21 protein-coding genes and 1 pseudogene are annotated in these 19184 nt (G+C 45.6%); 13 read left to right on the top strand and 9 right to left on the bottom strand.

Annotation, left to right across the window (positions count from 1 at the left end; all coding sequences use genetic code 11):
• Window position 1 precedes the first annotated feature (1 nt).
• Window positions 2-2725: a ribosome-associated ATPase/putative transporter RbbA gene (gene rbbA, locus J3B89_RS19465; RefSeq protein WP_215399303.1), complete on the bottom strand. Its 2724-nt coding sequence runs from the start codon at window positions 2723-2725 to the stop codon at window positions 2-4.
• Window positions 2722-3795: an HlyD family secretion protein gene (locus J3B89_RS19460; RefSeq protein WP_215399302.1), complete on the bottom strand. Its 1074-nt coding sequence runs from the start codon at window positions 3793-3795 to the stop codon at window positions 2722-2724. Before J3B89_RS19460 ends, rbbA begins: the two co-directional genes overlap by 4 nt.
• Window positions 3796-4340: 545 nt before the next feature.
• On the opposite strand from J3B89_RS19460, the gene J3B89_RS19455 reads away from it, so the two are divergent.
• From J3B89_RS19455 to J3B89_RS19430, 7 genes are all read left to right on the top strand, one after another.
• On the top strand, window positions 4341-5351 hold the full coding sequence (locus tag J3B89_RS19455) for a phospholipase A (RefSeq protein ID WP_215399301.1): 1011 nt from the start codon (window positions 4341-4343) through the stop codon (window positions 5349-5351).
• 18 nt (window positions 5352-5369) lie between these two features.
• A complete protein-coding gene (locus tag J3B89_RS19450; protein WP_215399300.1) occupies window positions 5370-5975 on the top strand; it encodes a LysE family translocator in 606 nt (201 codons plus the stop codon).
• A gap of 154 nt (window positions 5976-6129) precedes the next feature.
• A complete protein-coding gene (locus J3B89_RS19445) occupies window positions 6130-6798 on the top strand; it encodes a TetR/AcrR family transcriptional regulator (RefSeq protein ID WP_215399299.1) in 669 nt (222 codons plus the stop codon).
• 41 nt (window positions 6799-6839) lie between these two features.
• Window positions 6840-7031 carry a hypothetical protein gene (locus tag J3B89_RS19440; protein WP_215399298.1) on the top strand — a complete coding sequence of 64 codons (192 nt, stop codon included), beginning with the start codon at window positions 6840-6842 and terminating at the stop codon, window positions 7029-7031.
• Between the two features lie 217 nt (window positions 7032-7248).
• The gene (locus J3B89_RS21610) at window positions 7249-7359 is read left to right on the top strand and encodes a hypothetical protein (protein WP_349814238.1); all 111 of its coding nucleotides are present in this window, start codon (window positions 7249-7251) and stop codon (window positions 7357-7359) included.
• A 270-nt stretch (window positions 7360-7629) separates the two neighbouring features.
• Window positions 7630-7830, top strand: coding sequence for a hypothetical protein (locus tag J3B89_RS19435; RefSeq protein WP_215399297.1), 201 nt, complete (start codon window positions 7630-7632; stop codon window positions 7828-7830).
• The gene (locus tag J3B89_RS19430; protein ID WP_215399296.1) at window positions 7823-8596 is read left to right on the top strand and encodes a type I restriction enzyme endonuclease domain-containing protein; all 774 of its coding nucleotides are present in this window, start codon (window positions 7823-7825) and stop codon (window positions 8594-8596) included. Before J3B89_RS19435 ends, J3B89_RS19430 begins: the two co-directional genes overlap by 8 nt.
• A 401-nt stretch (window positions 8597-8997) precedes the next feature.
• On the opposite strand, the pseudogene J3B89_RS19425 reads toward J3B89_RS19430, so the two are convergent.
• A pseudogene (locus tag J3B89_RS19425) lies at window positions 8998-9990 on the bottom strand (IS3 family transposase); the annotation flags it as partial.
• Between J3B89_RS19425 and J3B89_RS19420 the strand changes: the two are divergent.
• The 5 genes from J3B89_RS19420 to J3B89_RS19400 all read left to right on the top strand — a co-directional run bounded on the left by J3B89_RS19420 (window position 9965) and on the right by J3B89_RS19400 (window position 13396).
• Complete coding sequence (locus tag J3B89_RS19420; protein WP_215399294.1) at window positions 9965-10387, top strand: hypothetical protein; 423 nt, start codon at window positions 9965-9967, stop codon at window positions 10385-10387. The pseudogene J3B89_RS19425 and the gene J3B89_RS19420 overlap by 26 nt on opposite strands.
• A gap of 390 nt (window positions 10388-10777) precedes the next feature.
• A complete protein-coding gene (locus J3B89_RS19415; RefSeq protein WP_215399293.1) occupies window positions 10778-11524 on the top strand; it encodes an SIR2 family NAD-dependent protein deacylase in 747 nt (248 codons plus the stop codon).
• The gene (locus tag J3B89_RS19410) at window positions 11521-12264 is read left to right on the top strand and encodes a hypothetical protein (protein WP_215399292.1); all 744 of its coding nucleotides are present in this window, start codon (window positions 11521-11523) and stop codon (window positions 12262-12264) included. Before J3B89_RS19415 ends, J3B89_RS19410 begins: the two co-directional genes overlap by 4 nt.
• Before the next feature lie 283 nt (window positions 12265-12547).
• Window positions 12548-12793: a hypothetical protein gene (locus J3B89_RS19405; RefSeq protein WP_215399291.1), complete on the top strand. Its 246-nt coding sequence runs from the start codon at window positions 12548-12550 to the stop codon at window positions 12791-12793.
• A gap of 36 nt (window positions 12794-12829) precedes the next feature.
• Window positions 12830-13396: a DUF2262 domain-containing protein gene (locus J3B89_RS19400; RefSeq protein WP_215399290.1), complete on the top strand. Its 567-nt coding sequence runs from the start codon at window positions 12830-12832 to the stop codon at window positions 13394-13396.
• A gap of 127 nt (window positions 13397-13523) precedes the next feature.
• Here the strand turns inward: J3B89_RS19400 and J3B89_RS19395 are convergent, their stop codons facing one another.
• From J3B89_RS19395 to J3B89_RS19385, 3 genes are read right to left on the bottom strand one after another with little or no spacing between them, the layout of a single operon-like run.
• A complete protein-coding gene (locus J3B89_RS19395) occupies window positions 13524-13946 on the bottom strand; it encodes a hypothetical protein (protein WP_215399289.1) in 423 nt (140 codons plus the stop codon).
• Between the two features lie 50 nt (window positions 13947-13996).
• Complete coding sequence (locus J3B89_RS19390) at window positions 13997-14692, bottom strand: hypothetical protein (protein ID WP_215399288.1); 696 nt, start codon at window positions 14690-14692, stop codon at window positions 13997-13999.
• 14 nt (window positions 14693-14706) lie between these two features.
• On the bottom strand, window positions 14707-15492 hold the full coding sequence (locus J3B89_RS19385; protein ID WP_215399287.1) for a PP2C family protein-serine/threonine phosphatase: 786 nt from the start codon (window positions 15490-15492) through the stop codon (window positions 14707-14709).
• A gap of 164 nt (window positions 15493-15656) precedes the next feature.
• On the opposite strand from J3B89_RS19385, the gene J3B89_RS19380 reads away from it, so the two are divergent.
• Window positions 15657-16391 (top strand): hypothetical protein, encoded by a 735-nt coding sequence (locus J3B89_RS19380; protein WP_215399286.1) that lies wholly within the window; start codon window positions 15657-15659, stop codon window positions 16389-16391.
• Between the two features lie 38 nt (window positions 16392-16429).
• Here J3B89_RS19380 and J3B89_RS19375 read toward each other — a convergent pair whose 3' ends face one another.
• Genes J3B89_RS19375 through J3B89_RS19365 form a run of 3 tightly spaced genes read right to left on the bottom strand, consistent with a single transcriptional unit; the run spans window position 16430 to window position 19153 of the window.
• Window positions 16430-17098, bottom strand: a complete 669-nt coding sequence (locus J3B89_RS19375; RefSeq protein ID WP_215399285.1) for a DnaA ATPase domain-containing protein — start codon at window positions 17096-17098, stop codon at window positions 16430-16432.
• Between the two features lie 56 nt (window positions 17099-17154).
• A complete protein-coding gene (locus tag J3B89_RS19370; RefSeq protein ID WP_215399284.1) occupies window positions 17155-18159 on the bottom strand; it encodes a helix-turn-helix transcriptional regulator in 1005 nt (334 codons plus the stop codon).
• Window positions 18160-18214: 55 nt separating this feature from the next.
• Complete coding sequence (locus J3B89_RS19365) at window positions 18215-19153, bottom strand: FtsZ/tubulin family protein (protein WP_215399283.1); 939 nt, start codon at window positions 19151-19153, stop codon at window positions 18215-18217.
• Window positions 19154-19184 lie beyond the last annotated feature (31 nt).

The raw sequence follows: 19184 nt of genomic DNA, 5'->3' as shown, positions 1-19184 counted from the left end.
ATTAACGCTCCTGCTTCTTCAGCAATAACACCGCCGCAGTAAGAATAACGGGTATTGCCAGTACCAATGGTAAAAACGAATGATATAAATCACTAAAATTAAGCGCTTTGCTGAAGACTCCTCTGCTTATGTCAATCATATGCGTTGCAGGATAAAGCTCGCCAATAAGGCGGCCAGCGCCTTCCATTGAAGATACCGGATCCAATAACCCGGCAAACTGTATTGCTGGGATCATCGTGGCTAACATGGCAAAAAACATAGCCGCTATCTGGCTTTTAGTAATCGTTGAAGCTAAAAGCCCCAAGCCTGTAGCAATAATGCAATATAAAACAGCTGCAAGCAGCAGGGTGATAAAGCTACCGGTAATGGGCACCTCAAACAAAGTAACAGCCAGCAAACACATTAACAAAAAATTGATTATCGCCAAAGCGACATAGGGTAACTGCTTACCTAGCATAAATTCTATTTTTGTTACCGGGGTAACATACAAGTTGACAATAGAGCCCAGTTCTTTTTCCCGCACTACTGCCAACGCCGTTAACATTGCCGGCATCATCAGTAACAACAGTGGAATAATGCCGGGTACCATCGCTGGCAGGCTACGCACATCAGGGTTATAGCGGTAACGAGTTTCAATACCTACGGCACTGCTAACGCTAGTGTTAGTTCGCAGACGGGCCTGCTCCATCAGCCAATGTTGATGTATGCCTTGCACATAACCTTTAACTGTTTCGGCCCGTTGTGGCATAGCGCCATCTACCCAGGCGCCCACCGCAGTAGGGGTTCCCCGTTCAATATCTCTAGCAAAACCAGACGGTATTTCCAACACTAAAGCAAGCTCGCCACTGCGCATTCTATTATCAAGCTCTGCATAGTCTCGTAGCGGCTCCTGTTCTAAGAAATATCGGGATCCCGACAAGCTAAGGGTGTAATTCTGGCTTAATACCGTTTGATCTCTGTCCAATACGGCATAGCGTAAATCTTCTACATCCATACTGATGCCAAAACCCATTACAAATAACAGGATGAGTGATCCGATTAAGCCCAGGGTACTTCTTACCGGATCGCGGCGTAACTCTAACGCTTCGCGCCACATGTAACTGAGCATACGCTGGACACTAAAAAGTTGTTTTGGCGAGGTCAACACTTTGCTCTTGGCTGGTGTCGTAACATCAAATATTTCAGGCTCTGCTGCTTGGCTGTCGCCGCTGGCTTCAATTAAGTAATCAATAAAGGCCGCTTCTAACGTTGTTTTACCGCGTTTTTGCATCAGTAGCGCCGGCTTATCACTGTCCAGCACTTTTCCGGCATGCATCATCGACATTCTGTCGCAACGTTCGGCTTCATTCATAAAATGGGTAGAAATAAAAATAGTCACCTGATCCTGCCTGGATAAAGCAATCAACAAGCGCCAAAAATTATCCCTGGCAATAGGGTCAACGCCCGAGGTCGGCTCATCCAGGATCAGTAACTCTGGCTCATGCACCATAGCAACAGCCAATGACAAGCGCTGGCGGATACCAAGAGGTAAGCTTTCCGGTAGTTCATCTGGCACTGCAGTTAAATCAAAACGCGTGATCATTTCGGCTACCCTGCCAGCAATATCTTGCTCCGCAACATGGAACAGCCGGGCATGTAACACCAGATTTTGTACTACTGTCAGTTCACCATATAACGAAAACGCTTGTGACATATAACCAACACGTTTACGGGTGTTAAGATCTCTGGGATCGACTTCCTTACCAAATAACCAAGCCTTACCTTCGGTTGCTGGTATCAAACCAGTAAGCATTTTCATCGTAGTTGATTTACCACAACCATTTGAGCCCAAAAAACCAAAAATCTCGCCACGGCGAATACGAAAACTGACATTATCAACGGCAGTGAAGTCGCCAAAACGCATCGTCAGCCCCTGAGCTTCAATAGCGATATCAGTTGCATCTCCGCTAAGAGGTGTTATTTCGACTGGTTTGTAGCCGTGTCTCTTTTCTTCCGGTAGAAGTTTAATAAAGGCATCTTCCAACGAAGATGATGAGGTTCGGACAAGAATTTCCTCTGGAGTCCCGGTAGCAAGTACTTCACCATTATCCATGGCAACCAGCCAATCGAAAGCGGCAGCCTCATCCATATAGGCGGTGGCGACAACCACACTCATCTGCGGATAATCTTGTTTAATCCTGCTAATCAACTGCCAAAACTGACTGCGGGCTAGTGGATCTACGCCTGTCGTCGGTTCGTCCAGAATTAAAAATTGCGGGTCATGGATTAGTGCGCAGCACAATCCAAGCTTTTGTTTCATGCCTCCAGATAATTTACCCGCAGGGCGGTCGAGAAATTTATGTAGCCCTGTTGATTTAGTTAAATCGTCAATTCTGCGACGACGCTCTGCAGTAGAGTGACCAAACAAACGGGCAAAAAATTGTAAATTTTCTTCCACCGACAAGGTGGGATACAAATTCTTACCGAGCCCCTGCGGCATATAAGCAATATGAGGGCAAATTTTGTCGCGATGCGCTTTACTGCTCATATCACCATCTAACACCTCTATCTGCCCAGCCTGTATCTTTTTTGCACCAGACAGTAGCGACAATAAACTGGATTTCCCTACCCCATCAGGACCAAGTAACCCCACCATTTTGCCAGATGGGATTTCAAGCGTTATATTTTTCAGTGCCTGATTTTTACCATAGTGCAGGCTTACTTGTTTGATACGAGCGACAGTCACGGTGTAACTCGCTCAGGGAGGTGGGCTGGCCATTGTGCATCGGTACTGAGCTTTACCCAGGCGACACCAGGTAAACCGGTTTTTACCTGAGTGATATGTTTTTGCAATAGCTCAGGGGGAATTTGAGCTTTTACCCTGAACATCAATTTTTCACGTTCACTGGCAGTTTCTACCGTTTTTGGGGTAAATTGGGCAACATCAGCTACATAGGATATCTGCGCGGGAATAGAAACATGCGGCGCCGCATCCAGAATAATCCGCACTTCACTACCAATCGCAATACGCCCGGCTTGTGCGGCGGGTAGAAAAAAGGTCATGTAAACGTCGGTCAGATCAATCATATTCAGTATGCGACCACCGCTGCCAACAATTTCGCCTGGCTGAGCCACTCGGTATTGGATCCGTCCGGCGCGCGGTGCTTTCAACACATTATCCTGTAGTTCTACTTTTACCCGGTTCACTGTGGCCTCTGCCGCTTCTGTAACGGATTTCGCCGACTGAATTTGCGCCTCTGCCGCCGCAATACCGGAATCAGCGGCATCTATCTGGGCTTTTGCCGCGGCAACAGCCGCTTCAGCGCTACGCAGTTGTGCCACATCATCTTCTGCAGTTTGCTTTGACGCAGCACCAGACAGCGCTAGGGAACTGGTGCGACGAGAGCGGCTTAGTGCCGCTGTTAGCTCAGCTTCGCGTTGAGAAAGTACCGCAACCAATGCCGCCTTTTCACTTTTCCGCTGTGCTAGCTGGCTGTATGCGGTACTAACTGCATTTTCAGCTTGTCGCTGCTCAGCCTCGGCCTGCTGCAATTGTGCAATAAGTGCTTCCGATTCTATATAACCCACCACCTGTTCGGCTGTTACATAATCCCCCTCATTCACTAAAAGCTCCCGGACACGGCCAGCATTTTTAGCTGAAATAGCAATTTCTGTTGCTTCAACCCGACCATTACCTGTAGCGATATCCGTAGCTGTTGTTTCAGAAAACCAGTACTTTTGCGCCAGGAAAACTGCGACAACGATAATACCCGCCGCAACAGCGAGCAGTTTTAGAGTATTTTTAGATAGATGCATACCTTGCTTTCCTTGGGATGTGGAAACTCAGATCCAGTAGAATTTGATACTAATCGCAACATTAACAATCTGTGGTATTAACGGATGGCTCCCCTGCCGGTAATCAGTTTCGGAATATCTAAATAGCATAGTAACAAATTTAAATTTAAATTCAAATTTAAGTTATCGTATTATTGATCCAGAACAACAAAACATCGATAACTAACACATTTCATAAATCCCACCAATACATAAGCAAACGCTGAACTTTACTTATGACAAATACTTAAAATGCAGAAAAAAAATTAAGTGTTTATTTGAATTAGACTTTTTCAGATTACATCACGTTGAAGTCAATACATAACCTCTAAGAAAACAACAAAATTTGACCTCAGTTAAAAGTTCTTGTGCCAGCCAACCCCATTGATTAAATTTGAATTTAAATTTAACCTAAGCCTTATAGGCTCCAATACCAGACCAGAAGAGTGACTCTGCTGCCCCAGCAAAGGCGTACACAACGCATCCACCACCATAGGTAATAGAACTATAAAATACGGGAAAACGGTATGATAAAAGCGATATTCGCCGCGCTAACAGCTATCTTCTCAGCCAGCGGTTATGCGCAGGAACACTGCAAAAACCTTGCTGATATCAAAAGGCTGCAATGTTATGATGATTGGTTTCTGACTGGATCTAATCTTAACTTAGCGGGCACCGAAGAATCAGTGCCCGCAGTCGAATTAACAGATATTGGTTCGGTGCTCAGAAGTTTGTGGGAATTATCACCTGAGGACAAACGCGGTACCTATACGGTTCGAACCTACCAAGCTAATTTTGTGCTGCCCTATCATTACAGCTCCAATATTAACAAGCAACCGACAACGCCTACCTTAGGTGCCGCAGATCTACAAGAAAACTATAAGCCTCATGAAGCCAAAATTCAGTTATCATTGCGTGCAAAAATGCTTGAAAACGTGCTGCTGCCAGATGCCGATCTTTGGTTTGCCTATACACAAACATCACTCTGGCAAGTATGGAATAGTGAAGACTCCGCGCCATTTAGAAGTACAGATTACCAACCTGAAATTATTTACGTGATCCCTACGTTAAATTATTTACAGCCGCTCCCCTTCGGCTGGAATATAAACATGGTACAACTGGGTTTCGTGCACCAATCTAATGGGCAGAGTGAACCGCTGTCCAGAAGTTGGAATCGCTATTATGTTGCACTTGCATTAGAGCATGAACAATTCGGGTTATTCCTTAAAACCAACAGGCGTATTAAAGAAAAACAAGAAGATGACGATAACCCGGACCTCACACGCTATATCGGTTCATCAGAAGTATCGTTCTCCTGGGTTCCGGGCCCTGGCTCAGCCACGATAACCAGACGTTTAAATTGGCACAATCACCGCCGTGGTGCCTGGCAATTGGATCTCACTTATCCGCTAAGTCGTTCAAATCCAGAAAGTCTGAGGCTACACCTTCAACTTTTTTCAGGTTATGGCGAAACCTTATTGGACTACAACCATAGACAAAACACCCTCGGGCTGGGTGTTATGTTATTTAACTTTTAGCCACGGCAGGCGCATTTAATGCTGGAATGGTTAGGCATAATAGCGTTATTTTCCATTGCGGCTTGTCTTAGCCCTGGCCCGAATAACATTATGTTGGTGCTGTCTGCCATTAATTTTGGATTGAAACGCACCTTACCCCATTACTTTGGGGTTTGCTTTGGATATCCGATAAAGATTGTATTAATTAGCTTGGGCATTACCGAGTTAGCAGCACATTTCCCTATGATAAGTTTTTTTGTCCGTTTAGGTGGTTCGCTGTTTCTGCTATTGTATGCCTTAAATTTATTAGTTAGCGTACCAACATCTACTAATAATCAGCGGCGTCCTTTAACGTATCGCGAGGCTTCACTTTTTCAGTGGCTAAATGTCAAAGGCTGGGTAATCGCTTTTAGTGCGGGTTCGTTGCTTCCTGATTATGGTACAGAGAGGTTTTTTGCCAGCCTAGTTGTGGGGGTGTGCTTTTTGGTTGTCAGCTTACCCTGTTACTATGTGTTTGTTTTTTTAGGGGCAAAATTTCGACACACTAAGGTGGGTCTTCGGTATAGCCAATATGTTAGCCAGTTTGGTACTGTGTTACTTGGAGCATCCGCATTAAGCAGCTTGTACTTGCCACTTAATGTATGACCATGCGGATAAAAAGAGCGTTTAAAACAGTTAACCATTAATTTTAATATAAAAATCAGAACTTAGCGATTAGTAAATCGATATAGTGCTTTAAAAACCAAAGGCTTGTTAAATATTGATAATAATAGCTCATTTAAATTTACAGAATAGAGCAATGACGAAGATAAAAAACAAGAACTACCAACGAGAAAATCGTACCGATGGCAATCATACTCGGGCACTGTTAATTAAGCATGCTGGCATAATGTTTGCTGAGCATGGTTACCAAGCAATTTCCAGCAAAGATATTTGCTGGGCGGCCAGTGTGACCCCTGCGTCCGTTAATTACCATTTCGGTAGTAAAGAAGGTTTATATCATGAAGTGTTAATGGAGGCGGAAAGAGTTATTTCATCCTCGGCAAGCTTCGAGCAATTGACCTCACCGAGCATATCAGCAAAAGATGCGCTTGCAGGTTTTTTATACAACCGGTTTTACGATACGATAGTCCACAGCGGAGCTTGGCAATATCAGTTGTTGATCAGGGAAGCATTTATGCCGTCTGGTGTAGCAGAGGCTTTTGAAGAAAATGTTATCCGCCCCCGATTTATCATTATTAAAGAGGTTGTTGCCAGGCATCTAGGTATGGTACCAGAGGATCCGAAAGTACAAGAAGCGCTGATTGCTTGCTTAACGATATCCAGTCCCTGGTCTGTGAAGCCTGAATTATTAAAAAAAAATATGCCCGCTATATATTCTTGCTCAGTAGAAGATCAAGCAAAAAGATTAACCGAATTTTGTATGGCAGGTATTGCAACGTACATCAAGCATGACGCTAAAAGTTAGTATCTAATGACTATCACCTCAATTAATTAAAGGAGAAAAGGATGGGGTTTATCGCCCGAATACTATTATTTTTAGGTGGAATAATCGCTAGTTGGTTTGTATCTACCGAGGTGACTAACTTTATTGCATATCAAATTGCTTTTACGTTACTACTGATTGCCGTGTTAGCGGCTATGCTTGCGTTTCTCCCGTGGTGGTTACAAAAGCGCAAGAAAACAAATAAAAGTGATTAGGTACTGATAAAGTTTTTGGCTTGTTCTTGCTTAGAGTGTATGTATCTTTCAAGCAAGCAAAGCTCCTAATGGGACCTTCAGATTAATGACAAACCCCGGTTTTTGACGCGGGGTTTGTTTTTTTAAGACTGAGATCTACTTGTTATACTTTTTTACCGATATTCAATCACCTCGCAAAGTGAGTACAATCGCTTAACGAGGTGTCTATGGACTTGCAATCAAACTACTTGATAAGATCTGGCGTGACGGTTATCGCTACGCAAAAGCAGGTGTGATGCTGTCAGATTTTTATGATGAAGGTGCCAAACGGTTTTTATCAAAGGAATAGAACCAGCAAGATACAAATTCTATTACCTTCGTTCATGAATTGTATCCAGGGTGGCCAAAATGACGATGAACGCCTTGCCAAGAAGGGGCTGGATTACAAACCCCATAGAGAACGCTTTTTAAAAGAAAAAATTGATGAGAAGTTCAAAGACCCTGACGATAACTGCAACAGGCTTTAGGACTATACGGAGGTGGTGTAGCTGAAGGTGGCGCAGGATATAGGGTTGATAGCCCTGCAAAAGACAAATCTGAACTGGTTGCTGCTTTAGGTGTGGCAATTAATGAACTTATTGTTTACCTGAATAGTGTTGTGATTGACCTAACGGAAATTGTCTCTGCACCAGCAGATGGCTTTGCTAAGCTCACGCTTTTAGACAATGCCAGCGAAATACTGCTGGAGCCCAAAAACAAACAAGAGTTTACCTCCTATTTAAGGCAGATCAACCGCATCTTTCAAAGCCATTATGCCTGATGATAGCGCAAACCAGTATGTGCTATACCGTATTGCTATCAACATTATCTATTCTCAAATGTGCTTGAAATCTGGCTTATCAGTTGATGATGAGGATGTGCTGGACGTAGTGCGTAACCAGGTTAATGAACTACTGGATGAGTCGATATCAACCATCAAAATCCAAAGCAATCTGCCAGAGCCCGTAAACATTGCCAATATCGACTTTGATGCGTTAGCGGCAATGGTTGCTAAGGTTGTGAATCCCAAGCAATCAGACGCGGAAAAACTTAAAAACCTTATTGAGCGTAAATTGCAGCCAATGGTGCTTAAAAACAAAACGCGCCAAGATTTACAGCAAAAGTTTCAAGAGCTTATTGAAGAATACAATTTAGGCGCATATACCGCTGAAGAATTTTTTAACCGCTTAAAAGCATTTATCACCGAATTAGAGCACGAAGACAAACGCACGGTGCGGGAAGGCTTAACGGAAGAGGAATTAGCCGTATATGATTTGATGATTCAGAAGGCACCCTTAACGGAAAAAGAACGTAACCAAGTCAAAGAAATTGCCAAAGAGCTAACAGCAAAGATGCAAGATATCCTAGTAATTGACTGGCGCAAGAAACAACGCACTAAAGCCAGAGTTAAAAACATGATTGAGGAAGTGTTAGACAGCTTACCTGAGTCTTATGACGAAGACTTATGGCCTAAAACCTGTAGCGAAGTTTATATGCACATCTTTGAAAAGTATCCTGGCAAAGGGAAAAGCCCTTATGCGCATTGAGTTACAGTTAAGGAACATCTGATTTCAGCAACTCAGTCCATATTTTGGGTTCAGAAAATTCACGCATTATTAACCTGTCATCAGGATTTAACGCATTCGGATTATACCTTGAGGGCATCACGATCTCTGAAACTAGCACCTTTTCTAGTTGAGAGTTGAATGGATTGATGTTTAGCTCTGCGCCATTAACGTTTTTTTTTGAATAAAATTGAATCATAAGCTGCGCTAACATGCTGGATTTCAAGGGTTGGATCGCCTTTGCGCATTGCTATTTTTATCGACTCGACAAGTAAGTGCTTTAGGGCTCTATTTTCACCTTTGCAAGCAGCAAAAAGTGGGACAGCAAAGTGTTTGTCTTCTAATTTCGGCGTTTTTCAAGCTAGTTGTCACCATTGACCGTTTTAAGCGGCCTGTTTTTCTATCTGTTTAGTCTGCTGTTTTTCAGGATTCAGCGTTGTCGATCCCACTGGTGTGCAGTTCCTAACCTCGCGGTTTCCCCAACGACTTGGGTTAGCTGCTTTAGCGGCTTCAATTCGTTCTTTGCGTTGAGCCAGTATCGCAACATCCTGCCCTGTATGGCGCTGATGTGGCGTGACGAACCGCAACTTACTGTGCTTATGCTCGTAGTTGTACCATCGCGTAAACTTCAGCACCCATCCCCTTGCTTCATCAAGGCTTTTAAAGCCTGCTGATGGCCAGTCCGGCCGGTATTTGCAGGTTCGGAACAGTGACTCTGCAAACGGATTATCGTTGCTCACCCGTGGCCTGCTGTACGATGTCGTCACACCAAGCTCATACGCTTTCATCCGCATGGTTTGCGATTTCATCGGCGCACCGTTGTCCGAATGCAGCACCACACCACTGTGCAGACACTTTTCCCGGATCAGCGTTTGCTCCAGCAGCTTTGCTGCGTGCTCACCTGATTCCTGTTCATGGACTTCACCACCAACAATTTTCCGGCTGAACAAATCTTCCAGCATATAAAGGTAGTAAAACTGCCCACGCACCGTACTTGGCAAGTAGGTGATATCCCAGCAAAACACCTGACAAGGCCCGGTTGCGGTATAGGTCGTTGGCAGCGTTGACCCCTTCGGCGCTAAACTCCGGCCACGATGATGCAACTGACCAAAGGCTTTGAGTACCCGATAGATCGTCGATTCAGAGCCATAATATTCATCATTATCCAACAGCGTTGGTACGATTTGCGATGGCGGCAAACTGGCAAACTTTGGTCTGTTACACACCTCGATGATCTTCGCTTGTTCAGCTTCCGTCAGCTTATTCGAGGGCGGTGGACGAACCGCATCCGGCCTTTGATCAGCGGTGATCTTGCCATCCCGATACCAGCGCCGATAGGTGCGCAATGTAATGCTAGCTTCTTCGCAGGCCGAATACTGGCCACACCTTGAATTAGTGGGCACCTTTCACTCTCATCCATACGAATCGCTTGAAGAAATGAAAAACCTGGCAGGTCCTGGCTGGAAAGCGTCTGACGGTGATAAAGATCACTGGCCTGAGATCCATAAGCAGATCGCGCCTGACCAGCCTAGTCTTGCACATCTGATAGTTACCATAACAGAATTATCCAAAAGAGGCTGGGCACTTCCAGAAAAATTCAAAGATAAAAATTGTGATGGTTATTCGTTTGTCACAGGTTACAAAAAACTTTGGCTTACTGCGTATGCCACACACGAAGCCTATACTGAGGAGGAGAGTCGGGTCTTTGATCTAACTGAAGGAGTGACGCTTGATGCATCGTCACTCACAACACGTATGATCCAAAACAATTAACTGAAACATGCCCTATCAGCCGCCGTTTAACCTCACCCACCCTATGCTATCGCTGGTTGCCGATTAAACTGAACTTATCGGCATCTGGAATAGCACGAAGAGTGGTAGGCTGGCGGTGCAATTACGCAGTAGCAACCAGCTTTGGCTTACTTGCCGGTAGAAAGCTTAATTAAACATTAGCAGGCCGATTATCATCGCTTGCAAAACCAGACTGATAAAACTGTTGATTACCCTGATTTTATTATGCTTTTGCTGAAAGCTATCGGCCTGCGCAAAAGCGGCTATTGGCAGGTGTTGTAACCTCAGTATTGCCAGGCAGCTTTACTGCGTCATAAGCTGACGCAGCATGCTGTTACTTTCATCGCTGATGTGATAAACGCAGGAGCTAAGATGAGAGCAGCACGAAATCCTTACAAAATTGTTGTGTTTAGTGGCGCAGGCCTGAGTAAAGCCAGTGGCTTACCTACCTTTCGTAACAGCCATGGCCTGTGGCAACAATATGACGTGTTGCAACTTGCCAGCCGGTCTGGCTTTGCCTCTAACCCTGAGCTGGTGCATCAATTCTATCAGCAGCGCCGTTTAGCGGCCTGTGCCGCTGAGCCGAATGCTGCCCATCTGGCTATCGCAGCGCTTGAACAACAATATGAAGTTATCGTTATTACCCAAAACGTTGATGACTTGCATGAGCGTGCGGGCTCAACTCAGGTGATACATTTGCATGGCAAACTGAACGAGTTGCGCCGTGTCTCAAAACCATACGCAGTTTACCAGATTGGTAATCAGGTTTTTACTGCCGACAGTACAGCGCCGGATGGCACCCCATGGCAAGCCAGCCAGTGGCGGCCGAATGTGGTGTGGTTTGGTGAGCGAGTACAAAATTTAGAGGCGGCTCACAAGCATATCCGCACCGCCGCTAAAATAATAGTGGTGGGCTGCTCGTTAGAGGTAGAGCCGGCAGCTTCTGTACTGCGCCAAAGCAGAAAGCGCGCGGAAAAGCATTTTGTCGATACCAGAGCCGAGCACTGCCCAATAGGGTTTCATCTTTGGCAAGGTGAAGCCGCTGAGCAAGTGCCTTTGCTGGTAAACAGCTGGCTAAAGTCGGCAATGGTGGATAAAAGCTTAAACGAGGTCAGATGATGGCGCTGCATCTTACAACTATTCCGGTTTTGCAACACGATGTACTTGTACCCGATTTGGTGTCTAGGCTATCGGTTAAGCCAACCTTAGCTGAGCTAACCGCGGCGCAAAAAGCCTGCTTTGTTCCCTTAAACTCTAAGCTATTGCGGCTAGAGCAACAAATACTGCAGGACGCCGTGGCACTTTACCGGCAAATATCCGATAAATGCCCGTTTAGTCTGAATGATTTGCACTATGATGCAACAGTGTCGTTTCATTTGCATGAAGAAGACAAATACTTTTCCGATGATTCAGACAACACTTTGTGCCTGATGAATATAGATTTTAACGTTGAAAACAAACAAAACTGGCCGTTGTCAGAGCTTAAGCTGCAAATGCAACTCGATTCTACCCTAACTTTACATAAAGACAGTGCTCAGTTGTTGTGCTCGGATGAGCTTAAAATTCACTATGCGTTGGCGCAGCCACCACACAGCGTGCTGCTGCACTACTTGCTAAAAGAAGTCATAACTTACCGAAACGCGGACAACCCCGGCAGTTTGGGCTTACTGGATCTGCTAAGAATTGGCACTGTGGGATATAAGCTGAAGCCCAGCCTGTATTTGTATGCTCCGTTACAATTAAGCTACCCGCAAAGCTTGCATCAACTTGCCAACGAGGTAACGCCGTACCAACCTTCAGAGCCACCGCGAAATAACCACGCTGCTTTTAAAGCTAGGGGCGAAACAGCGCATGGCTAAACTGAAAAATGCTGTTTTTTGACAACAGCTAAAAGCTGAAATTTATACTTACCGCCGGTTACCGGCCTGGCTGCAGCCAGTTAAAGCGCCGCCGCGCAGTGTTAAGTTTCGCCATGTTAAAAAACGAGGAATACCACTAACAATTGCGGGGCTATCGCCAGTTGTAGAGGTTTGGCTATCCGTTGAGGGCAATATCACTGTCACGGCAAACTGGGCCGGCAAATGTGATTTCCTCTATGACAGTGATCTTCTTGCTGCCAACAATACGCAGGGATATTACTGTATGTTATGCGAAGAACGCCGTTACTACCCTCAACACTTGTCGCTTTGGCACGATCATGTGCTGCACAGCTTTATCAGTTGGTATGAAAGTACATTATTAACTGCTGATTGTATTGTGTTTTTCGGCGCTAAAACGGGTCTGGCCAACTGGAAAGTCGCCCGTTTAGTGCAGCAAAGCAATATCAAAGATGATTGTCACGGCCATATTCTGCCGCTTTGGCAGCCATCAGCAGTTATTAGCCGCTAAAACCAGATTTTTGCCATTACCGTTTGGGAGATTACAGTGTCAAACCCGTCGCTACCGTTAGATAAAGCCATTGCTGACTTGCTGCTAACACCTGCGCTGAATGAGACTGATCACTGCAGCTTGCCGTTACCCGGCGTGATTGAGCACCCGCAACTTGGCCAACTGCATTATTTACTGCCGCAGCGCATAGTGCACCCACAGCTTGGCGTGCTGGAGTATGAAGCAGAGTACCATCGCTACAATGGCAAAGTTTTAGCGCTTGGCTACGAGATTGATTTGGCGCTTACTGTAGATCACAGCCAGCAGCTTGATGCCGTTCTTAACCGTGCGGTTCAGGTTATCCGGCAAATTGACACATTAAACGAGGCACTGCGCCAACAAGTTACCGCTTATCTTAACCGCTTTAGCAGCAGGCAGGCGTGGAATGATCATTACCGCATTTCACAGGCAGATTTTGACAACAGTATGTTGCTAATGTCCGTGTATTTATGGTCGCCTGAGTTAATCGATTTCTACTATCAAGACAAATTCAGCCAACACGGTGTCTGGTTTGAAGTGGCTGCCGATCTTGATAAGCAGCTGTTGTATATTGGCTTACAGTAAAAGCTGGCCAGCTAAACGCTTGCCAGTTTACTGTGTAATTGGTGCAAATAGGCGGTGACAAACTCAATACCGTAACAGCCTATACAATGACATAGTGATCTGCGCTGCAGCACCAGTCGAAACACCTTTACCAGCCTTGTTCTTCAAATAACTTGTCCCAAAATCCAGGTTCATCATGATGTTTGTTTTTCATTGCCTGCTCCAGTGGGAAATAGGCGAAAATCATATCGTCATAACGCATAGTACCGTCTGGATGCTCCAGGTAAGCCGATAGCTTTTTAAAGTCTTCATTATCCACATCATAGGGCACATCAACGTATAAAAAGCCGTTATATGAATCAAGGCCAGCTTCCTCAGATGCCTCGCCCATGCAGGGGTAATAGTGGATCTGATTTTTTTCCAACCATTTTATGACCAAATTTCGGCGTTTACAGGATTGGTAATCAAAGAAAAACGAGCGGTCATTTTTCTTTCGTTTAAACAATAAATACAGTACGTCCCGGTTTTTTTCTCTGGCAATTTTATCTATGTAATCGATGAGCTGTGGCATATCAGTTCCTGATGTTTACCGGGTTGTCGGGTTGCTTCAAAGCAAACCCATCACTCCCGTATACTGAGTTTGTCTGTTAAATAGTGTATCGCGTCTTGCTTGGATGCGAGCACTGCAACGCCTTGCCAGCACTGCATCAGTTGTAATAAATATTGCAACTCGCCGCTGCGATGCAATAAGCGTTCAGCCAGATAAATAATTAAATCTGGCCGCAGCCGATGCAAATGAGCAGCAACAAACTCAATACCGTAATGCTCGACACAATGACACAGTGATCTGCGCTGCAGCGCCAGTTCATAAGCAGGTAAATCCGGGCAAAAAACAGGGGCAGCAACAGCAAGATCTACCAATATTTTATGCCCAGCTTGTATTTGCATTAACTGGTGCAGCGCCAGCCAGAAACGATTGAAATGACGATAAAACGCCTGCTGCAAAGTATGGTGCGCATTGTCATCAAGTTCAGCAACATGATGATTTTCAATACCAAAATAACTGGCTGCTTCCAGGCAATCGGCAAGAATATCTTCCAGCGTCAGCGAGTTGGGCTTTGCCTGCTGCAAACGCAAATTTAGCAGTTCAGGATACAATACCTGTGCCTGTTTAAAACTGGTAGCATCTAACTCATTGATATCCGTTAGCTCCAACAACCGTTGTAGCAATACCCAATCGGCTACATCGTCGGACTCCATTGCAGTTGCAAGCTTACCCTCAGACCATAAACGGCCAATGACGATATTGGCTTCCATACAATAGCCGCACATTAGTAATCACCGCTGTCAGGCATAGGAAGCAGCCATAACAAACTGGCGTTGTCCGTTGCGCCTCGCTGTAATAACAGTTTTTGTAATCGCTGCAGCGCTGCGCCGCTATCAGCTACAGCCAACAGCTCCGCTAACTCTTCTGTGGTAACCAGGTCATGTACACCGTCTGTGGTGAGCACAAATTGATCGCCCGCTTGCAGCGCGCCGTCGGTTACGGTCACAGTAAAATCAGCCGCTTCGCTATCGGCAGCCAGATAACTGGTCAGCGCTCGATAACACTGTGCTAAGCCAGTTTGCTGCCTAAGCTCAGCACTATCGTTTTGCCAGTCATGATCCTCACTTAACTGTTGCAATTGCCCGTTGCGAAGCCGCCAAATGCGGCTATCGCCGGCATTAATGGCAACAAAGCGCTCAGCGCTTAGTTGCAATGCCGCTATGGTAGTTGCCGCACCAAAACTTTGCCGTTTTCGGCCAAGCGTATCGGCCAGATATTGCTGCGCCAGCCGAAGCTGCTTGCTGGAAAAACCTGCACCAGACCAGTGCTGCAGTATATAATTAACAACGGTATGGCTTGCTGAAGCTGCAGCAGGGCTGGCAGACACGCCATCAGCAACCAACAGCAATAGATCTGACGATGCCAGATCCACTACATTGCTTACCTCATCTTGCTGCAGCAAAGTTGGCGTAACACGATTAGCGACATAGCCAATTGCATCTTGCTGCGACCATTTAGCGCCTGTCGCGTTAAAACCACTTAGTTGTAATATCGCCAGTTGGTAAGGCATTAACAGACTCCTGTCATGAACGACTGCCAGCATATAGCGCAACTGCGTCATATTGTGTCGCACGGAGACTTATCATAGATTTACAAGTTTTTCTGTATAGGTTACAACTAAGCGCTAAATGATGGCCTGAGTAACTTTACATCATAAAAATAAGGAAATAGATAATGCTGGATCAAATTAAACCCTGGGCCTGTTCTTTCAGTGGTTGTGATGGTGGCAACCCTGAAGCAGATACCTGGTTATGTGGCATTGAGTGGGGTCTTGAGCCAGAGGCCGCTGATGAGTATTACATCAGGCTGAAACAGGAAATGCTGGCTGGTGCCGTAAAGTTGACTAAGTCTAACTTTGACTGGAAGCACAGCATAAGCTATCCCTACGGAGTTCGCTTTGCCAAGTTGTATCAGGCAATAAACCAGCAACCAGTGCAGTCTTATCGTTCAGTTGCAGAACTTAGCGGCGAGCAACTGTTTAAGCTGAACCTGTACCCTATTGCTTTTAACTCTACCGCTGATGAGCTTTGGCATAAGTACGGTTTTGATGAAGCAACCAGCTTCCCCACTAAGCAACTGTTTAATAACTGGTGCTTTTTTAATCGCTTCCCATTTTATACAGCATTACGAAACCAATATCAACCTAAGCTGATTATCTGCACCGGGGTGAATTACCTTAAAGATTTTCTGATGTTCTTTGCCGGAGTTGATGGTGTTGAAACAATAAAAAGTGAAGTTATCAGCATCAACGTCAATGAAAAACGCACTTTATACTGGAGCAAAGCAGGCAATTCATTGCTGGTAGTAGTACCTTTTTTCAGCGGCCGCTTCGGTTTAAACAGTGATGCTTTGCTTCAAGCCTACGGTAGCAGAATTGCACAACTCCAAGCTGAGATATTACAGGGTTAGCATAACAGCAAAGCGCCGGTGTTAGCTGGCGCAATCCTTTAATCATCTTGGCGCTTTGCCTCCGCCAGCGAGTAGCGCTGGATATTTTGTAATACAGCGTATCGGGTTAGCTTACCTTCTAATTCTCTGATATTCCCAGCCTGTTCAATGATTTCTTCGACGCTAGTATCGAAAGATATGCCCAGACTCTCTATTTTGACCATAGTTATTCTAAATTTATCAGCCCGTGTAGGAGTACCCAGGCGGCATACCGTTGCTGAATACAATAAGCCGAGATACGGTTGGGGTATTGCGTTGCCGATGTCGCTAGCCGCAATTGCAACCGCGCAGATCGTTTTCTTACCGGCACCGTTTCTGGCCACCAGCATATTAAAAATGTCTGCGCTTACTGCAGTAGGCTTATCAAATAAGAAATTTATGTCATCCAGTAGCAGGCAATCGATGCCCTGCAATTGGCCAAGCAAATTTGCATCTGATGCAGCTTCATTAAGCAACTTATACGCAGGGTAGCGGACAACCTTAAAACCGGTGCTTATAAGTTCATCTGCCAAACTCATCATTAAATGCGTCATACCGTCGCCATTACCAGAATGACTGTCGATAACCATCTGCACTGACGTAGGATCAGCAATAAATTTTCGGCCAATGTCGATTGCACTGCAGTTGTAATCTGCAGTGACAAAGTTGCTAAAGTTAACATCTTTCATTGTTCCCGGTGCTCCAGATAAAACATCGCTGACCGACTGATGCAGCTAAGCATCGACTAGTACTTCGCCAGAGCCTCAGTTAACTGCTGTTTAATATCCTCACGTATATCAAAAGGAGCCAACACGGTTAAATAACCACTTTGCGACATCAGCCATAAATTTAGTTGCCAGCCGTTATGTACTGTGGCGCTGATATGGTAATCACCATTTTCGAGCTTTTTACAGAACATATCTGCCGACAGTGGTGTTTCCAACAACAGCTCCGCCAATACTGGCTTTGCTATAAGTTCGAGCTTTATGGATTCGCCCTCACTAAACTCCATCGCGCCGCTGGCTAAATAACGTTGCAGGTTAAACTCAGCAGGTATTACTGCTGAGGATTCAGTAATCTCCACTTTCTGAAAACGATGAATGGCAAATCGCAGCGGATCGTTATACGGCTCAGCTGAGGCTATCAGGTAACTTATCTGGCCTCGCTGAATTAACCCAAGCGGGTTTAACCGATATTGTTTCACTGCGCTCTGGTGCAAAGCGTAATAACTGACGTCCAGCTGCTTATCCTCTAGCAACGCTTGTTGTACTTTTTGTAGCAGCTCGCCGTCTATTTTCGGCGGTAACAATTGCATACCGGCAGATACAGACGCCACCTTATCAGGCCAACGTGCACCGGCATTCATCGTATCCAGTGCTTTTAGTTTACTTTTTGCCAGATTAAAGCGGGCTTGCAAACTCTCTATAAGTGGCGCTGGCAATAACTGGCGAAGTTGTGTCTCGACCAATGTCAGACTCAACGCTTCAGCCAAGGTGATACCAGGAATATCCAGGCTGGCATCCCGCATCCAGTACCAGCCATAAGGCTTGCTTTTTTCGTTGCACTGCAACGGAAAGAGCAATGAAAGCTCCTGCAAATCACGCTCAACCGTGCGTTTGGATACACTAAAACCGGCATCCTGCAGTTGCTGTGTTAGAAGTCTGGCTTCCAGCCCAGGTGCTCGTGTCGGAATAAGCTTTAACAGTTGCCACTGTCGGGCGATGGTGTTCTGGCTGGGTGATGCTGACATACCAATTCCTATGATTTAGGCATTACGTCGTTTATATACAAAACAGTAAGTTAACTCAATCGACAACAATGCCACAGACTAACAGCAGTAGCTCCAACTGATCAGTATAATCCGCTTTTATCGACAACCCCTGAAGTATTAGCGACGCCTTTGGCAACGCTTGTGCTAAATGCAAGCCCGTCGCTTCAAACTGTTCCAGAGTAAAATCTGGCCCTGCCGTGAGATGCACCAGTACTGAGCTGGCCGATTCAATTTTCTTACTTCGCAGCAACGGATTCTGTAGTTGCTGTTGTAACAGCATTGGTAGATCATCACCTTTTTGAGCGGAGGCGCAACCAACTACCGCAATACCGGGCTGGGAAATTACACTGATGAAGTCGTTAAAATCCATGTTGATGAGTCCGGTATCAGCAAGCATGCGGCACAGACTCAATAACAGTTGCAACAATAGGCGATTACTCTCATCCAGCGCGTCTTCCAGGCGGGCTTTTGCACCAAGCGCTTGCTGCAGTTGGTCATTTGGCAGCAACACCACAGCACAACCATGCTGCTGGAAAAGTTTAATACTGTTTTCAGCCAGTAGGGATTTCCGTTTCCCCTCAAAATCAAAAGGCAAAGTGGCAAACACCAAGCCGGGGATCTGCATCTCTGCCAGCAAAGCCGCTATCGCAGTAGCAGCACCACTGCCGGTGCCACCACCAAGGCCTGTAACCATAAATACTGTATCAGCACCGGCAAACGCCTGGCGCAACAAGTCTGCTACCTGCTGAACCGCCTGAGTAGCCAACGTTGCATTACCACCCGTGCTGCGACCACCTGTTTGCGATTCGCACAATAAAATACTGCAATCTGCAGCAGTGCTACTTAATGCTCTTTTATCAGCGCTTACAATCGTGGTGGTAACTGCATCGGGTAACTCTGCCATAGCCAAACGCTGTAGCGCGGCGCAACCACGCCCACCAATACCCAGTATTACAATTTTGCCTTTTGCCATAGCATCTCCAGAATTTAAAACCCCAGAGTAC

Origin of the sequence: Rheinheimera oceanensis, assembly GCF_018831085.1 — a bacterium.
Taxonomy (GTDB): domain Bacteria; phylum Pseudomonadota; class Gammaproteobacteria; order Enterobacterales; family Alteromonadaceae; genus Alishewanella; species Alishewanella oceanensis.
The sequence above is the reverse complement of the archived record's forward strand: the minus strand, read 5'-3'. Positions and strand labels throughout refer to the sequence as shown.

Excerpts from the sequence above, each read along its gene's own strand:
- J3B89_RS19460 (WP_215399302.1), bottom strand. The coding sequence starts at position 3,795 with ATGCATCTATCTAAAAATACTCTAAAACTGCTCGCTGTTGCGGCGGGT.
- J3B89_RS19455 (WP_215399301.1), top strand. The coding sequence starts at position 4,341 with ATGATAAAAGCGATATTCGCCGCGCTAACAGCTATCTTCTCAGCCAGC.
- J3B89_RS19450 (WP_215399300.1), top strand. The coding sequence starts at position 5,370 with ATGCTGGAATGGTTAGGCATAATAGCGTTATTTTCCATTGCGGCTTGT.
- J3B89_RS19445 (WP_215399299.1), top strand. The coding sequence starts at position 6,130 with ATGACGAAGATAAAAAACAAGAACTACCAACGAGAAAATCGTACCGAT.
- J3B89_RS19440 (WP_215399298.1), top strand. The coding sequence starts at position 6,840 with ATGGGGTTTATCGCCCGAATACTATTATTTTTAGGTGGAATAATCGCT.
- J3B89_RS19430 (WP_215399296.1), top strand. The coding sequence starts at position 7,823 with ATGCCTGATGATAGCGCAAACCAGTATGTGCTATACCGTATTGCTATC.
- J3B89_RS19420 (WP_215399294.1), top strand. The coding sequence starts at position 9,965 with ATGCTAGCTTCTTCGCAGGCCGAATACTGGCCACACCTTGAATTAGTG.
- J3B89_RS19415 (WP_215399293.1), top strand. The coding sequence starts at position 10,778 with ATGAGAGCAGCACGAAATCCTTACAAAATTGTTGTGTTTAGTGGCGCA.
- J3B89_RS19410 (WP_215399292.1), top strand. The coding sequence starts at position 11,521 with ATGATGGCGCTGCATCTTACAACTATTCCGGTTTTGCAACACGATGTA.
- J3B89_RS19405 (WP_215399291.1), top strand. The coding sequence starts at position 12,548 with ATGTTATGCGAAGAACGCCGTTACTACCCTCAACACTTGTCGCTTTGG.
- J3B89_RS19395 (WP_215399289.1), bottom strand. The coding sequence starts at position 13,946 with ATGCCACAGCTCATCGATTACATAGATAAAATTGCCAGAGAAAAAAAC.
- J3B89_RS19390 (WP_215399288.1), bottom strand. The coding sequence starts at position 14,692 with ATGGAAGCCAATATCGTCATTGGCCGTTTATGGTCTGAGGGTAAGCTT.
- J3B89_RS19385 (WP_215399287.1), bottom strand. The coding sequence starts at position 15,492 with ATGCCTTACCAACTGGCGATATTACAACTAAGTGGTTTTAACGCGACA.
- J3B89_RS19380 (WP_215399286.1), top strand. The coding sequence starts at position 15,657 with ATGCTGGATCAAATTAAACCCTGGGCCTGTTCTTTCAGTGGTTGTGAT.
- J3B89_RS19375 (WP_215399285.1), bottom strand. The coding sequence starts at position 17,098 with ATGAAAGATGTTAACTTTAGCAACTTTGTCACTGCAGATTACAACTGC.
- J3B89_RS19370 (WP_215399284.1), bottom strand. The coding sequence starts at position 18,159 with ATGTCAGCATCACCCAGCCAGAACACCATCGCCCGACAGTGGCAACTG.
- J3B89_RS19365 (WP_215399283.1), bottom strand. The coding sequence starts at position 19,153 with ATGGCAAAAGGCAAAATTGTAATACTGGGTATTGGTGGGCGTGGTTGC.